Raw genomic sequence first — 15,722 nt, forward strand, 5'->3', positions numbered from 1 at the left:
CCTAATCTTTACAAAAAATAATTGTTTAGATGAAACTAAATTGCTCAGCAGTGCGACTAAACTAGTAACTGATAGCTTTTCGCTATCTGCCGTTTGGAGGCATTATGATGCAAATTCACCAGGTTAAGCGCGGTTTCAGTGCTGTCGCAATGCTATGTGCAATGGGAGTCACCGGACTCGTTATTGCACCTCAAGTAGCGCAGGCTGAAACGACGCAGCAGCAAGTTGTCTATTATTCAAAGGCTGAATTAGATCGGTTACTTGCGCCAATTGCACTGTATCCGGATAGCTTACTTTCGCATGTATTGATTGCCGCAACCTACCCGTTGGAAGTGGTTGAAGCGGAGCGTTGGGTTCGCCGTCATGAGCATTTGTCACCGCAGCAGGCGCTGGAACGCGCTGCTGGTGAGACGTGGGATGCTAGTGTCAAAGCTCTAGTAGGCACGCCTGAGGTGTTGAAGCAGATGAGTGATGACCTGCAGTGGACACAAGCCATCGGCGAGGCATTTCTAGCTCAACAAGATGAAGTGTTAGAACGTGTTCAAGTGTTACGTGATGATGCTTATGTTGCCGGTAACCTGCGTTCAAACCAGCACGTGAATGTCGCGCGCGAAGATCGTACGATTGTTATTGAAAACGTTCGTCGCGAAGTGGTTTATGTGCCTTACTATGACCCGCGGGTCGTCTATGGTTCGTGGCGCTGGCATGATTACCAACCAGTTTTCTGGTCGCGCCCAACGCTTACCGTAAGTATTGGGTCAGGTATTTATTGGGGTATTAGCTACTCGATACCAAGCCGTTATTATTTTAGTCACTTCTATTGGCCACAGCGTTATGTGGTGATCAACCACCATTATTATCGTGAGCCGCCGAAAAAACGTCGTGATTATTATATGACGGGTAAAGACAGCAAACGTTGGTATCACAATCCGCGTCATCGTCGAGGTGTTGATTATCGCCATCGTGATTTGCAGCCCGAACGGCCGAAATACTATATGGTCAACGGTGGCAAATATGGCCGTGATGAAATCGTCAGACCGGAAGTGTCTCAGCGAGCAGTGAATAACCAACGCGTGATGACATCACCGCGAGCGCAACCAGCGCAACCGCAGGTAACTGCTCGCAACGTTGTTACTCAGCGCAATAAGCGCCCAGAGCAAGATCGCATTGTGCGCACGTTGCGCGACAGAAAACCAGCTCAGGTGGCGGTGGAATCGCGAACTGAAGTAAAAGTAACACCACGCAGTAAATCGCCTCAGTGGGGTGATTCTGTGGTGCGTGAGCGGAATGTTCGTGTTCAACCTAAGGTAAAAAACCGTGACGTACGTGAACCTTATATGCGTGCGCCAAAACAGCCGCAAGTAAGTCAACGTGCTGTGACGGTTACGCCGCGAGCAACGCCGAAACCACAGCCAAGCTACCAACAACCGCGTGCTACTGTGAAAAGTTCGAAGCACTATGAGGCACCAGCAAAAGCGGCACCTCGTGGGCAGGTCAATCGGCCAGCGGCTTCGAACAATCGAGCGAAGCAAAACCGAATGCAAGATTTCTAAAGAAACGCAATCGTTAAGTTAAATACCGAAGTCGTCGTAACGAATGCGAGACTTCGGTATTTTTTTGTCTGCCAACAGTTGCAGTGTGGCCGCTAGCATTGCCGGCGGGCCGCAGACATAAAAGTCATAATCGCCAGGGTTCTGCTCCAACCACGTCGCTACTTCTTCGTGTACAAATTTATCTATCACTGGATAGTAATGTAAGGACGCGTCGGCACGAAAATCATTGGCAAAAATAAGTTCTTCCTCAGTGCGCGCGCCATGAAACAGGTGACGTTGTCTTGCGTGCTCATTTGCAACTAGGGCATGAATTGGCGCGATACCTACACCGCCAGCAATATAAACTTGCTCACGACTAGCTTCGCTGGAATCCGTGGCAACGAAGTCGCCAAATGGGCCAAAAGCGTTAACCGAATCGCCGACCTGTAGACTTAGCAAATAAGATGAACCAACACCTGCTCGCGGAAACTCTTTGGTGCCAGGTACATGGCGAACCAAAAAGTGAAGCTGTTGATTGCCGCCTGGCTTGGTCGCAAAGGAATAATGGCGAAACAGCGCGCCGCTATTGGCGGTGGGTATTTTAAATTGCATAAATTGTCCCGCTTGATAGTCGCAGACAGGCGCACTATCGAAGACCATTTCAGTAATGGCCTCAGAATGTTCATATTTACCAACTAGGGTCAGCTCAAAGTCGCGCACCTGGTCATTTAACAACGTGACAATTTGGCCATGATCGCGATGTTGGCAAGCAAGTCGAATTCCTGCACTTAGCTCTGTTGCCGTTAACAGATGACTTTCGGCCGTGGTCACAGTTGTTGGCTCAGTTATTTTCACCTTACATAAGCCACAGGTACCGCCGCCTCCGCAGCCGCTAGCAATCGGTTTATTTTGATGCTGCAGCGATTCTAATAGTGTCGGTTTGCGCCGCGGATTAAAATCGCCGCGACGCAGGTTTTGCACCAATAACAAGGCACCAGATAACGTAAACCACAAGGCTAACAGCGCAGCGGTATAAATTAATAAGTGGTTAAAGCTGCGTGCACCTGAATAGTCCATAAAGTGCAATTTAAATGCCCAATCCGCAATGAGCCATGGCGTATTGCGATGCTCAATGACTTGGCCATTAGCTGCATCAACGTAAACACGCGTGTTAAGGTCATCATCAAATAAAACTTGGTAACCTTGGCCGCTCCAATCGACTAATTCATTTGTTTCGGTAATCGGCACCACTGAGTTTACGCTGCCGGGACCATCGTAGGTGGCAACTGCTAACTGTTTCGCTTGTTCAGCGTTAGTATGCCAAGGTTGGCCGGTGTCGCCGTGTAAATAGACACGCTCGGATGCAAGTTCAATGCGATACTGTGGCTCATCTGCAACGCGATAGAGCTTGATTGACAGCGCGTGCGGATAACGCTGCCAAACTTCGTCAATACCAATTTCTGGCATAGTGTGGCGGATAACCAACCCGGTAGGATTTACTTTGTATTGGTGCCCAGACATCGCATGATGCCCTTGTGTCGAAAAGTAAAAGCCACTGACAACCCACAATACCACTTGAATGAGCAAAACAAGCCCAACCCAGCGATGAAGCCATTGAGCAAAGCGCATCATGATTGCGCTCCTTTACGACGTGAGCGACCAATGGTGAAAACCAACAAGACAATGCCGGTGATACTCAAAAGGCCAGTACCAAGAATAAAACTGCGAAGTAACCAGTTGGTGATATCTTCACGGGTTTCATAATCCATGATGTGTAACATCCAGAAGATATCAAAGCCGCGCCAGAAATCATGACGTTTGGTAATTAGTTCACCGGTAATTGGCGACATATAAAAGCTAGAGCTGCCAAAATCGTCGAAATTAACTTGCCAAATAGGTAACAAGCTTGGGCTGATTTCAGATGGTGCATTCTGCGTTAGCAATAAAACGCTTTCAATGGGAGCCGGCTTGCTCGGGGCGTATAGTCGCTCTGCATTAGCGCGGATATCAGCTTCATTAAATTCTACCGTATGCAGTGTTTGAGCATTCACTAAAAAGGTCTGGCGGTGCGCAAATATTTTATATACAGCAACCCATTCGCCGTCGACGAATGCCGATTGCAATGTCACTTCGCGAGCGCGGGGATAGGCATCAATCACATCTTGCACCGAGCGTACACTCGTCGCGTTTGGTAGCTCTTGCGGAGTGGATTGAACGAGGTGATTGCCGTGAATAAAGCTGAGTTCGAAGAACACCATGTAGGCGCCACTTACGCTCCAAATAACCATCTGTACGCCAAATATTAGTGATAACCAGCGATGCCAAACTCGCCACTTACTCGAACTCTGTTTCGCCTGCCCGGCTGCTATTGTCATAGGGTACTCTAGATTAATGGATGAAACGGTAGGTGATTCCGTTTATTGTAACTAACAAATGGTATAAAACTTTGATGCTGATTCCTATAAAGATGATGAGAAAAAATGAAATTTGATTATTTCTATGAGCGCGCCATGAAACGTCACGGCGGCGAGCAAGCAATTAAACAGCGCATGCCACAGCTCGCAACCAAAAATGATCTTGAAAACGTTTCAGATAATCAGGTGCTTGCTGAAATGACGCGCTGTGTGTTTCGCGCTGGCTTCGCCTGGCGCGTTATTGAAAATAAGTGGGCGGGGTTTGAAGCTGCTTTTGCTGGTTTTTTACCATTATATTGGCAACAAGTGCCGCCAGAACGCCTTGATGAGCTGGCGCGTGACGAACGTATTGTGCGCAATTTGCAAAAAATCGCGACGGTTCCAGTCAATGCTCGCATGATTGTTGAAGTGGCTGAGCAACATGGTAGTTTCGGTAAGTTTTTAGCGCAGTGGCCATCAGCAGAGCAGGCTGAGTTACTTCGATTCTTTAAACAGCATGGCGCTCGGTTAGGTGGCACGGCGGCACAGCACGTACTACGGCGCCTTGGTTGGGATGGCTATCTATTAACCCCAGATAACCTAACGGCGTTGCGTAATCACAACTTACTTGATGCGTCGCCGTATAGCCGTCGCGGCGCAAAGCAAATTCAAGATACGTTTAATCAATGGCACAGCGAGACAGGGCTGCCGTACAGCCATCTGTCTCGAATATTGTCCATGACGATTGATGTGAAAGGTTAGCGCAACGTCACAAATTCTTCGGCGCTGGTTGGATGAAGTGCAACCGTGGCATCGAAATCGGCTTTTGTGGCGCCCATTTTCATGGCAACCGCGAAGCCTTGCAGAATTTCGTCCATCCCTTCGCCGATGCCGTGCAAACCGATTACACGCTCTTCAGGACCAACACAAACGAGTTTGAATGTGCTCAGCGCGCGATGTGGTGTTACGGCATTGTACATTGCCGCAAACTGCGAGCGATACACTTTCACGTTATCACCATGTACTTCGCGGGCCTCGGTTTCCGTTAAGCCAACAGTACCAATGGTTGGGTGACTAAACACAATTGTCGGAATTTGGCTGTAATCCATATGTGCATCAGGCATGTCTTTATTAAATAGACGCTCGGCTAACAGGCGACCTGCCTTAATCGCAACTGGTGTGAGCTGTGCCTCACCGGTAATATCGCCGACGGCATAAATGCCTTTGACGTTGGTGTTTTGGTATTTGTCGGTGCGGATAAAACCATGGGCATCGGCGGTCACACCGGCAGCCTCTAGATTAATCTTATCAGTAGCCGGTTCACGACCAATCGCCCAAACTAAGCAATCGACGCCTTCAATCAATTCACCGTTGTCACAGTGGATAGAGAGTAAACCATCATTATTCTTTTCGACTCGTGCAACAATACAGCCGGTATGTAACGTAGGGCCATCTTGCTTGAGGCGTTCAAGCAAAGCATCGGTAATGTCGTGGTCGAAATAACGCAATGGACGATCACCGCGCACCAATAAATGCGCGTCGGAACCAAGAGCATGCAACACGCCAGCAATTTCAACAGCGATATAACCGGCGCCAACTACTACAGCTTTGTTGGGGCGTTCAGTTAAGGCAAAGAATCCATCAGAATCAATACCATACTCTGCGCCGGGCACGACAGGGATCATCGCTCGGCCACCAACCGCGATGGTAATGTGGTCTGCGGTAATGTGCTCACCATTTACTTCAACGGTGCGTGAATCCACAAAGCGCGCAAAGCCTTCGATATAATCAACGCCATTGCTTTCAAAACCCCGTTTGTAGCCGCCATGAATACGCTCAATGTAGGCTTCGCGATTTTTGACTAAGGTACTCCAATCGAAACCTTTTTGTTCGATATTAAAGCCGTACGCTGAACTGTATTTGATGGCCTCGGCAATGTGTGCGCCATACCACATGACTTTTTTCGGAACACAGCCGACGTTGACACAGGTTCCGCCAACTGCTTTAGCTTCGATAACGGCTGCTTTAGCACCACGAATTGCTGCTCGGTTAGCTGATGCAATGCCGCCGCTACCGGCGCCAATGGCAAGATAATCATAATGTCGGGTCATGTGCTCAACTCCTGTGACATGCTAGAGTAATGGTTCATAATGTGAATCAGGCTATGATCGCCGAAAAAGACAGCGGGTGCAATGCAACAGCCCGCCAATGAACAGAATTAACCAATGAAAAAATCGATGAGCCTTATCTACCAAATCAATCGCAGCAAGAAACGGCGCAACTTAGCCCTAAAAGTTGCCCAAGGAAAATTGGAAGTGCAGGCTCCTTGGCATATGTCAGAGGCGACCATTGCCGACTTTGTGCAACAGAAGCACGAATGGATTTCAAAGCATTTAAATCGTCAGCAAAAGCGGCTTGCAAGCTTAACGCCGCGTGAATGGCAGTCGGGTGAACGTTTGCGCTGGCTGGGGCAACCGTTAAAACTCAAAGTAGCGGTTGCCACGCGCAAAACAGCACAACGCTACGGCAGCGAATTATTTGTAACCACCACGGCACGCAGTAATCGTGATCATGAACCGAAGCGCACGATCATTGATTGGTACAAAACTGAGGCCAGAGCGTGGCTCGATGCTTTTTTCGATTCGTGGCCGCAAACTCACGAGTTAACTCCCGCCGGCTGGTCAGTGGGTGACTTCACCAGTAAATGGGGTCATTGCACGCGTAAACGCGAACTGCGTTTCACGTGGAAGTTATGGCTGGCGCCAGAATGGGTTGTACGCAACGTGGTGATTCATGAATTGTGCCATTTGCGCGAGTTCAACCACAGTAAAGCATTTTGGCAATTGGTGGCGACGCATTCGCCGGATTATGAAGAGGCTGAACAGTGGTTGCGTCAGCACGGCGTAACCGTGCTGAACAACCAGTATTTAGATTACAGTGATGATTAAGGTGCACTCACTGGTAAATTCTCTTTCAAAAATTCGACCATCATGGTGCGTAAATGTTGCGTGGTGCCTTTGCCTTCGCTAATCCCGTGGGTACGATTTGGGTAGGCAAAATAGTCGAATTGCTTACCATGCTTTATCAATTCATTGACTAAGCGCTCGGAACCTTGAAAGTGAACATTGTCATCGCCGGTGCCATGCACCAATAACAAATCACCTTGTAGGTTTGCCGCGTGAGTAATTGCTGACGTTTCGCGATAACGGTCTGCCGACTCGGGCAACAAGCCTGAATAGCGTTCTTGATAAATCGTATCGTAAAGGGTGAGATCAGGTACTGGCGCTAATGCCATCCCGACATGGTAGGCTTCTGGGTAGCGGAACAATGCGTTCAAGGTTTGTGAACCGCCACCACTGTGTCCCCAAATGCCCACGCGATCGCCATCAATGAAATCCCAGCGCTTTAACATGGCTTGGAGTGCATCGTGCTGATCACGAACGGTAATGTCACCCAGATTTTTATAAATTGAACGGCGCCATTCAAAACCGCGCGGCGAACGGGTCCCGCGGTTATCGACCGAAGCAACAATGTAGCCTTGCTGAGTTAAGTAGGTATGGAATAAAAAGCGCTCACCGCCCCAACTATTTGCAACGGTTTGTCCCCAAGGTTCACCGTATACATAGAACACGATTGGATATTTTTTGCTGGCATCGAAGTCAGCCGGCTTCATCAAAAAGCCATCGAGCTTTAAGCCGTCTTGCGCTTCCACTTGAAAGAACTCAAACATGCCGCGTTTCAATTGATCAAACGCATCTTGCGCATTCTGGTTATCCTTGATGACACGAATACGGCGATGGTCGGGCAGTGAAATCATGTCGACCACAGGCATGTTATCAACGTCTGAATAGGTGTGTACTGCGTACTTGGCATCAGCTGAGAGCTGATAGCTATGGGTACCTGGTTGATCTGGCGTTAACCGCTCTAGTTTACCGCTACCATCAAGGCTCGCACGGAACAAATAGCGCTCTAATGGTGTTTCCGGCGATGCAATAAAGTAAACCCAACCGTCGTCTTCATTAATTTGAAGTACTTCAATGACGTCCCAGTTACCACGGGTAATTGTACTCAAGCGCCCTGTATCTCGCTGTACGACATAGATATGACGAAAACCACTGCGCTCACTTAACCAGGTGAATGATTTACCGCCGTCAATAAACTGTAAGTCATCAACGTACTCAGCCCAGCTCTCAGTCACTTCTTGCAATAACTCGCGCACCGCACCAGAGCGTGCATTGGCTAGGTAGGCTTTATTGACTGCTTGCGAGCGAGTCAGTTGCTGAATTAGCAATTGTGAGCTATTACCGGCCCACTGCATCCGCACTAAATAATTTTGACGAGGATCGCCCGGCACTTTCATCCATGTCGTATCGCCGCCATTTGCCGGCATCACGCCAATGCGCATGGCTGCGTTGGTTTCACCAACTTTCGGATATGGAAATTGTTTGAGCGTTGGATACAACGAATCGGTGTTATTGATCATGGTAAACAACGGCGTTCCTTCGGTATCCAACTGCCAATACGCAATTGAACGGCCGTCAGGGCTCCAGCGGAAACCATCACGTAAGAAAAATTCTTCTTCGTTGACCCAATCGAAGGTGCCGTTAACAATGGTTTCGTTACCGTCTTTGGTCAGCTGGGTAATTTTCTTTGAGTTCAAGTCTTCAACATAGATGTTGTTTTTCATCACGTAAGCAACACGGGTTGCTTGTGGGTCAAACTTTGCAAATTGCAGTGTTGACGGTTCAGCCTTGCCGCCAAGCTTTTGAAGGCGTTTGCTCGATAGGTTGTAAACCCAATAATCACCAAGGGTGTGAGTGCGCCATGAGCGTTTGGTGTTGGTGAAAATTAATAATTTCTTGCCGTCTTCAGACCAACTGTAGTCTGCAACGTTTAACGGTTCTTCAGTTGCGCTAGGGCGCAAGTTATCCGCCTCTACAAGCACCGTGCGTTGTTGTGTTTCAGGATGATATCTGACGAGATCTTGACCACCATTTTCGGCCGTTTCAAGCACGGTATAACCACTACCATTTGCAAGCCAACGCGTTGGGCCAACGCCTCGTGCATTGAACTTACCTTCACCGTATAACTGGTCGAATTGTAACGCTTCAGTGCCTTGCGATGATGATGCGGTGCTCGTATCACTCATGCTTGGTAACGAACTACAACCAGAGATAAAAATCGCCGCAGTCACTGCAGTGAAAGTTTGGCGTAGCCAATAGGATGTATTTTGTGTCATTGTAATTCCCTGTTGTTGCGTGCTGACCTTGATATTCGACCGAGCACCCCATATCTAACTTTTAGAAAATCGGTAAAAGATCAGTACAAAAGTATTCACGCATTATTCAAGAGGAAGTTCCATGAGTCAAAACCCTTTGCTCAGCGATTACCATTTACCGCCATTCGAAGCGATTCAACCTGAGCACATTGTGCCAGCAATTGAGCAACGCATTCGTGATTGTAAGGCAACCATCGCTGAGGTTATTGAGAAAGGGGACTTCACTTGGGATGGCCTCGTTGAACCCCTTGAGCAAGTTGATGACTTGTTAGAACGCAGCTGGTCACCCGTATCACATCTCAATGCTGTGGTGAGCTCAAAGGAATTGCGCGAAGCGCATGACCAATGTCTGCCGTTATTATCTGAATATGGCACTTTCGTGGGCCAGCATGAAGGACTGTATCTTGCCTTTAAATGGCTAAAAGAGAGCAAGGAGTTCAATCAGCTGACCGAAGCGCAGCGTAAAGTCATTACCGATACGTTACGAGACTTTGAACTTTCCGGTATTGCCCTGCCGGCAGAGCAGAAAAAACGTTATGCAGAAATTCAGACAAAATTGTCAGAGCTCTCGTCGCAGTTTAGTAATAACTTACTCGACGCAACCGACGGGTGGCACTATTTAGTCACTGATGAAAGTGAGCTAGCAGGATTGCCAGAGAGTGCCATTGCCGCCGCTAAAGCCGCAGCCGAAGAGAATGAGCAAAAAGGGTGGCGCTTTGGGTTAGATTTTCCAAGCTATTTGCCGGTGATGACTTATGCCGATAATAGTGAATTGCGGCGCACCTTGTATGAAGCGTTTACCACACGCGCCTCGGATCAAGGACCACAAGCAGGGCAATTTGATAACTCGCAGATTATGGCCGAAACATTGGCACTGCGTCATGAATTGGCCGTTTTACTCGGTTTTGAAAACTATGCAGAACTGTCATTGGCGACGAAAATGGCCGAATCAACCACGCAGGTAGAACAGTTCTTACAAGACTTAGCACAGCGTTCGTTGCCTCAGGCGCGCGCGGATTATCAAGAAGTACTCGATTTTGCCCGTGAACACTATGGCGTGAATGAATTGAATGCTTGGGATGTTGCTTATTATAGCGAGAAGTTGAAACAGCAACGCTACGCCATTTCTGATGAGCAATTACGCCCGTACTTCCCTGAGAATCAAGTTGTTAAAGGCTTGTTTAACGTTGTACAAACGCTATTTGGGATTCACATTGAGGAGCAAGACAGCGTTGCTTCTTGGCACCCGAATGTACGCTATTTTGTAATTACCGATAACAACGGTGACGTACGTGGTAGTTTCTTTTTAGATTTATACGCTCGATCAGGTAAGCGTGGTGGCGCATGGATGGCCGAGTGTGCGGTGCGACGGATTACCGCAAATCATGCGTTGCAGTTACCCGTTGCTTATCTCACCTGTAACTTTAATAAGCCGGTCGGTGATAAACCGGCGTTATTTACCCATGACGAAGTGCTCACATTATTCCATGAATTCGGTCATGGCTTGCACCATATGTTGACCAAAGTTGACGTAGCTGGTGTGTCAGGAATCAATGGTGTGGCTTGGGATGCAGTTGAATTACCGTCACAGTTTTTAGAGAACTGGTGTTGGGAGCCAGAAGCTTTGGCGATGATTTCGGGTCACTATGAAACCGGTGAGCCATTGCCACAAGAATTATTAGATAACATGCTAGCGGCACGAAACTTTCAGTCGGCGATGCAAATGGCGCGGCAGTTAGAGTTTAGCCTGTTCGATTTACGCATTCATCGCGACTACAAGCCAGAGCACGGGGATACCATTCAATCGACGTTGGATGCCGTGCGTGATGAAGTTGCTGTGCGCAAACCACCGGCTTACAATCGCTTCCAACACAGTTTTGGACATATTTTCGCCGGTGGCTATGCCGCTGGTTACTACAGCTATAAGTGGGCAGAAGTATTATCCGCCGATGCTTTTTCACGATTTGAAGAAGAAGGCATTTTCAATCGCGAAACGGGGCAGGATTTTTTACGTGCCATTTTAGAACGAGGTGGTTCGCGTGAAGCAATGGTGTTGTTCAAAGAGTTTCGTGGTCGTGAGCCGCAAGTTGATGCGTTGCTTCGCCACTCGGGCATTACGAGTTTGGAACAACCCAGCTAACCACAAGTACGAGTGTTAGCACAAACAAGATGACAAATACGGCACCGACCGCGACGTAAATCACTGGATTACCGTGATTGAAATCGCGCTGTCGGTTCTTGTCAGACTGAACGCCAAACAACGCAGCTAGTACGCTGATGATAATGTCTAAAACGGAAGGTTTGTTCGGCTGTTCGGTATTTTTTTTGGCTCTTGTCTTAACGAAAGACATTGCAGCTTAACCACTGATTGGACGGTTGTAATCACGCTTGCTCGATTCTGACGAACCAAACAGTAATTCGAATAAATCTAAGAAATGAAACTGAGTTGAACGGCTTTTACCACTAAACCAACTACCCCATGTCACATTTTGCTGTTGTGCTTGGCAAACTTGTTGAGCATTTGGTTGTTCGCTATTTTGCATCAGCGCCTGACACTCTTCGAGCGACTTGCTGGTCTGTGTATGCCACGCAGAAGCCCCCATTGCGCTAGTGAGCACAATGCTTGTAGCCACTATGACTGACATCGCTGACAGTTTCATGGGAACCTCCGGTTAATAAATGAACTCATAAAATAGCAGGAAAAAGGCGCTACTGCCAAGCTAATTCGCGTATTTTTTTGACTGCTAAGCGCACTAACCTTTGGTACACTATGGCGACTTTTTAACAGGTGAGGTGCCTATGCGCGACTTTCTAATCGCACCATCGATATTATCAGCAGATTTTGCTCGGCTTGGCGAAGAGGTTGAGAACGTTCTTGCGGCCGGCGCAGACGTTGTGCATTTCGATGTCATGGATAACCATTTCGTGCCCAATTTAACCATTGGCCCGATGGTGTGCAAAGCGTTGCGTGACTATGGTATTACCGCACCGATTGATGTGCATTTGATGGTTCAGCCGGTTGACAGAATGATTGATGATTTCGCTGCTGCTGGCGCCTCAATTATTACCTTTCATCCAGAAGCATCAACACATATCGATCGCTCTTTACAGCAAATCAAAGCGGCGGGCTGCCAAGCTGGGTTAGTGTTTAATCCAGCCACGCCACTTCATTACCTCGACTATGTTCTGGATAAAGTTGACGTCATTTTGTTGATGTCAGTGAACCCCGGTTTTGGCGGCCAAGCCTTTATCCCAGCCACGTTAGATAAATTGCGTCAGGCGCGACAAATTATTGATGCCAGTGGTCGCGATATCCGTCTTGAAATTGATGGCGGCGTGAAAGTTGATAACATCGCTGAAATTGCTGCAGCTGGCGCCGATATGTTCGTTGCTGGTTCAGCCATTTTCAATCAACCTGATTATGCGCAAGTGATTGACGAAATGCGTCAACAGCTTGCAACAATAGTTAAATAACGGAACATACAGAATATGAGTAAACCCATTGTACTTAGCGGCTGTCAGCCATCTGGACAACTTTCAATTGGTAATTACATTGGCGCACTACGTCAGTGGGTAAAAATGCAAGACACTCATGACTGCCGCTTTATGTTGGTTGATTTACACGCAATTACGGTTCGCCAAGAACCCGAAAAACTACGAGAAGCAACCTTAGATGGGCTGGCTTTATACATGGCATGCGGCCTTGATCCAGAGAAAAGCGTCATTTTTGTTCAGTCGCATGTGCCGGAACATGCGCAATTGGCATGGGTTCTCAACTGCTATACCCAAATGGGTGAGTTGAATCGCATGACGCAATTCAAAGACAAATCGGATCGTCACGCCAATAATATAAATGCAGGCTTGTATACCTACCCTGCACTCATGGCTGCTGATATTTTATTGTATCAAGCCAATGAAGTGCCAGTCGGTAATGATCAGAAGCAACATCTTGAACTCGCTCGTGATGTCGCTACGCGTTTTAATAACCTTTATGGCGAGGTATTTACGATACCTGACCCATTTATTCCGGAAGTTGGCGCTCGAATTATGAGCTTGCAAGACCCAACCAAGAAAATGTCGAAATCGGACGATAATCCGAATAACTTCATTGGGTTGTTAGAAGATCCGAAAAAAATTACTAAGAAGCTAAAGCGTGCCGTAACGGATTCTGATGAGCAGGCACGTATTTACTTTGATACCGAAGAAAAGCCGGGCGTATCGAATTTATTATCCATCTTGTCGGCAGCAACCGGTCGTTCAATTGCTGATCTGGTGCCAGAGTACGAAGACAAAATGTATGGTCACTTGAAAGGTGATACGGCGGAAGCTGTTGTTGCTATGCTGGAGCCAATTCAACAGCGCTACAACGAGTTGCGCCATGACCGCGCTTATCTGGACCACGTGATGGCAAAAGGTGCTGAAGCGGCAAGCGCGCATGCAGCGCAAACGCTGCGTCAAGTGTATGACGTGATTGGGTTTGTACCGCGGCCATAACTTATGCTGTTAATGATCGATAACTATGACTCGTTCACGCACAATGTGGTTCGCTATTTGCGTGAATTAAATGCCGACGTCAAAGTTGTTCGTAATGATCAAATTAGCCTTGCAGAGATAAACCAGTTACCGCTAGCCGGTATTGTCATATCGCCTGGGCCATGCACGCCAAATGAGGCCGGTATTTCGTTGCCAGTTATCGAACAGTTTGCGGGTCAAATTCCCTTACTGGGTGTTTGCTTAGGTCATCAAGCGATTGGACAAGTGTTTGGTGCGCAGGTCGTGCGCGCCAAACAAGTCATGCATGGGAAAACCTCCGAACTTCATCACAACAATCAGGGGTTATTTCAAGGCCTGCCGTCGCCATTTACAGTCGCGCGGTATCATTCTCTACTTCTCGACCACGACACGTTACCAGACGAACTCATTGTGGATGCTTGGGTGAATCGAGCAAGCGGTGAACAAGAGGTGATGGGAATACGTCACGTGAGTCTGCCAGTTTGGGGTGTTCAATATCACCCAGAAGCGATCGAAACCGAACATGGGCATGCCATCTTTCAGCGATTTTTAGAGTTTTGCGACCTAATTTGAGTAAATTTAGGGCGTTAGATATTCATCCAAAATAGGCGCTTCTGCATACTTATGCAAGGCGCTTGCAAATCAAGCTAAGTTACCTAAAACCCCTACTTTTTCTGTACCTCAAGCACGACAGCGATGCTTTTTTCTGCAATAATATAGCCACTTTACACGGCCTCTTTTGAAGGTCAATTTGAACCGATTTGAATAGCAATGAGGGATACATATGACAACGACGAATAAAGTCGATCGCGCACTCTTCGATGACGTAATGGTACCTAACTATAACCCGGCAAAAATGATTCCGGTAAAAGGTGAAGGCTCTCGCGTTTGGGACCAAGAAGGTAAAGAGTACGTCGATTTCGCTGGCGGTATTGCCGTGAACTGTTTAGGTCATTGTCATCCCGCTATGGTGAAGGCGTTAACCGAGCAAGGTAACAAGCTCTGGCACTTAAGTAACGTATTTACCAATGAACCAGCTATTCGCTTGGCGAAAAAATTAACCGACGCGACTTTTGCCGAGCGCGTCTATTTCGCAAACTCTGGTGCGGAAGCGAACGAAGCTGCTTTGAAATTAGCACGTCGCTGGGCACTCGATAAGTTCGGTCCTGATAAGAACCAAATTATTGCTTTCAACAAAGGCTTCCATGGTCGCACTTTCTTTACTGTAACGGTTGGCGGCCAGCCAGCTTACTCAGAAGGTTTTGGACCGAAACCAGGGGCGGTAGAACATGTTGATTACAACGACCTCGCAGCCCTTGAGAAACTGATGTCAGAGCAAACCTGCGCGGTCATGATGGAGCCGTTGCAAGGTGAAGGCGGAGTCATTAGCCCTGACGTAGACTTCGTTAAAGGCGTACGCGCACTGTGCGATAAATACAATGCGCTCTTGATTTTTGATGAAGTTCAAACTGGCTTTGGTCGTACTGGCAGCTTGTATGCCTATCAACAGCTTGGTGTTGCGCCAGACATTCTCTCAACGGCGAAAGCGCTTGGTGGTGGTTTCCCTATTGGTGCCATGCTAACCACAACAGAAATCGCGCAACACTTGAAGCCAGGTACACACGGTAGCACCTATGGTGGTAACCCATTGGCATGTGCTGTTGCCGAAGCGGTGTTTGACGTGGTGAACACCAATGACGTGCTTGAGGGCGTTAAGAAACGCGAGCAATTGTTCAAAGATGCTCTGCAGAAAATCAACGACAAATACAACGTATTCAAAGATATCCGTGGTAAAGGCTTGTTGTTGGGTGCTGAATTAACCGAGCAATTTGAAGGTAAAGCGCGTGATTTTCTAAATGCTGCGGCTGACGAAGGCACGATGGTGTTAGTTGCTGGCCCAAGTGTGATTCGTTTTACGCCGTCGCTGATCATTCCTGAGCAAGATATTGTTGAAGGTTTGGCGCGATTTGAACGAGCTGTTGCTAAGCTTGCTGGTTAATTGAAGCG

At 47.8% G+C, this 15,722-nt stretch carries 14 protein-coding genes; 8 read left to right on the forward strand and 6 right to left on the reverse strand.

Annotated elements, in window-relative coordinates:
* The first annotated feature begins 104 nt into the window (after positions 1 to 104).
* The gene (locus tag LG272_RS03690) at positions 105 to 1,553 is read left to right on the forward strand and encodes a DUF3300 domain-containing protein (RefSeq protein WP_404409725.1); all 1,449 of its coding nucleotides are present in this window, start codon (positions 105 to 107) and stop codon (positions 1,551 to 1,553) included.
* 18 nt (positions 1,554 to 1,571) lie between these two features.
* Here the strand turns inward: LG272_RS03690 and LG272_RS03695 are convergent, their stop codons facing one another.
* The gene (locus LG272_RS03695) at positions 1,572 to 3,164 is read right to left on the reverse strand and encodes a PepSY domain-containing protein (RefSeq protein WP_404409726.1); all 1,593 of its coding nucleotides are present in this window, start codon (positions 3,162 to 3,164) and stop codon (positions 1,572 to 1,574) included.
* Positions 3,161 to 3,907: a PepSY domain-containing protein gene (locus tag LG272_RS03700; protein ID WP_404409727.1), complete on the reverse strand. Its 747-nt coding sequence runs from the start codon at positions 3,905 to 3,907 to the stop codon at positions 3,161 to 3,163. Before LG272_RS03700 ends, LG272_RS03695 begins: the two co-directional genes overlap by 4 nt.
* A gap of 105 nt (positions 3,908 to 4,012) precedes the next feature.
* Here LG272_RS03700 and LG272_RS03705 point away from each other — a divergent pair, with 105 nt between their 5' ends.
* On the forward strand, positions 4,013 to 4,687 hold the full coding sequence (locus LG272_RS03705; RefSeq protein ID WP_404409728.1) for a DNA-3-methyladenine glycosylase I: 675 nt from the start codon (positions 4,013 to 4,015) through the stop codon (positions 4,685 to 4,687).
* Here LG272_RS03705 and gorA read toward each other — a convergent pair.
* A complete protein-coding gene (gene gorA / locus LG272_RS03710; protein WP_404409729.1) occupies positions 4,684 to 6,036 on the reverse strand; it encodes a glutathione-disulfide reductase in 1,353 nt (450 codons plus the stop codon). The two genes, LG272_RS03705 and gorA, sit on opposite strands and share 4 nt — an antisense overlap.
* 114 nt (positions 6,037 to 6,150) lie before the next feature.
* On the opposite strand from gorA, the gene LG272_RS03715 reads away from it, so the two are divergent.
* A complete protein-coding gene (locus LG272_RS03715) occupies positions 6,151 to 6,873 on the forward strand; it encodes a M48 family metallopeptidase (protein WP_404409730.1) in 723 nt (240 codons plus the stop codon).
* Here the strand turns inward: LG272_RS03715 and LG272_RS03720 are convergent.
* Positions 6,870 to 9,164: a S9 family peptidase gene (locus LG272_RS03720; RefSeq protein WP_404409731.1), complete on the reverse strand. Its 2,295-nt coding sequence runs from the start codon at positions 9,162 to 9,164 to the stop codon at positions 6,870 to 6,872. The two genes, LG272_RS03715 and LG272_RS03720, sit on opposite strands and share 4 nt — an antisense overlap.
* Positions 9,165 to 9,285: 121 nt before the next feature.
* Here LG272_RS03720 and prlC point away from each other — a divergent pair, with 121 nt between their 5' ends.
* On the forward strand, positions 9,286 to 11,343 hold the full coding sequence (prlC, locus tag LG272_RS03725) for an oligopeptidase A (protein WP_404409732.1): 2,058 nt from the start codon (positions 9,286 to 9,288) through the stop codon (positions 11,341 to 11,343).
* Here prlC and LG272_RS03730 read toward each other — a convergent pair.
* Positions 11,318 to 11,554, reverse strand: a complete 237-nt coding sequence (locus tag LG272_RS03730) for a DUF2970 domain-containing protein (protein ID WP_404409733.1) — start codon at positions 11,552 to 11,554, stop codon at positions 11,318 to 11,320. The genes prlC and LG272_RS03730 overlap by 26 nt on opposite strands.
* 6 nt (positions 11,555 to 11,560) lie before the next feature.
* Complete coding sequence (locus tag LG272_RS03735) at positions 11,561 to 11,863, reverse strand: hypothetical protein (protein WP_126760166.1); 303 nt, start codon at positions 11,861 to 11,863, stop codon at positions 11,561 to 11,563.
* 139 nt (positions 11,864 to 12,002) lie between these two features.
* Between LG272_RS03735 and rpe the strand changes: the two genes are divergently transcribed.
* The 4 genes from rpe to LG272_RS03755 all read left to right on the forward strand — a co-directional run bounded on the left by rpe (position 12,003) and on the right by LG272_RS03755 (position 15,714).
* Positions 12,003 to 12,677, forward strand: coding sequence for a ribulose-phosphate 3-epimerase (gene rpe, locus LG272_RS03740; RefSeq protein ID WP_126760167.1), 675 nt, complete (start codon positions 12,003 to 12,005; stop codon positions 12,675 to 12,677).
* Positions 12,678 to 12,692: 15 nt separating this feature from the next.
* Entirely contained in the window at positions 12,693 to 13,697 is a 1,005-nt protein-coding gene (gene trpS / locus LG272_RS03745) for a tryptophan--tRNA ligase (protein WP_126760168.1), read from the forward strand.
* 3 nt (positions 13,698 to 13,700) lie between these two features.
* A complete protein-coding gene (locus LG272_RS03750) occupies positions 13,701 to 14,288 on the forward strand; it encodes an aminodeoxychorismate/anthranilate synthase component II (RefSeq protein WP_126760169.1) in 588 nt (195 codons plus the stop codon).
* Positions 14,289 to 14,499: 211 nt separating this feature from the next.
* Entirely contained in the window at positions 14,500 to 15,714 is a 1,215-nt protein-coding gene (locus LG272_RS03755) for an aspartate aminotransferase family protein (protein ID WP_404409734.1), read from the forward strand.
* Positions 15,715 to 15,722: the final 8 nt, after the last annotated feature.

This window comes from Pseudidiomarina marina (genome assembly GCF_044807045.1).
GTDB classification, from domain to species: domain Bacteria; phylum Pseudomonadota; class Gammaproteobacteria; order Enterobacterales; family Alteromonadaceae; genus Pseudidiomarina; species Pseudidiomarina marina.